General features: G+C 44.9%; 1 protein-coding gene. It reads right to left on the reverse strand.

Annotated elements, in window-relative coordinates; translation table 11 throughout:
• The coding region (locus tag F8C76_RS18760; protein ID WP_170284062.1) for an RNase H-like domain-containing protein at window positions 1–704 on the reverse strand (704 nt) is incomplete at both ends.

Here is a 704-nt window from a genome sequence, read left to right on the forward strand (position 1 = left end):
ACAAAAGCTGCTATCTCCCTCTTCATGTTGTTCCACCAAAATCTACCCTTCAAATTCTGATACATCTTCGTACTGCCTGGGTGCATAGAATACCTCGTGCTGTGAGCCTCCTCCATGATCTCATTCCTCAAGTCTTCTATGTTAGGCACACAGAGACGATCACGGTAATATAACACTCCATCAACAATACGAAAATCAGGACGATCTGCTATGCTCTCTGAAATCTTGGCCAACTCTGGATCTTGCAACTGACTGCTCTTGATCTTCTGGATGAACGAAGGTTCTGACACTGACATGTGGCCTAGCACAACACCCTTCTTCAGTGGCTGGAGGTCTATCCTCAACTCCTCAAACTGCTCAAAGATGCAAGTGCCACTGAGATTAGCCAAACCCACTGACTTCCTGCTCAAAGCATCAGCAACTACATTTGCTTTCCCCGGGTGGTACTTGATTGGAAAATCATAATCCTTGATATACTCCATCCACCTTCTCTGTCTCATGTTGAGATCCTTCTGGGAAAACAAATACTGTAGACTGCGGTGGTCTGAGTGAACCTCAAACTTCTCTCCGTAGAGATAATGTCTCCACATCTTCAATGCGAAGACTACCGCTGCCAACTCAAGATCATGTGTTGCATAGTTCTTCTCATGATCTTTCAACTGCCGGGATACATAAGCTATCACTTTCCCATCTTGCATCAAAAC

The organism is Flagellimonas olearia (assembly GCF_009184425.1).
Lineage (GTDB): Bacteria > Bacteroidota > Bacteroidia > Flavobacteriales > Flavobacteriaceae > Flagellimonas > Flagellimonas olearia.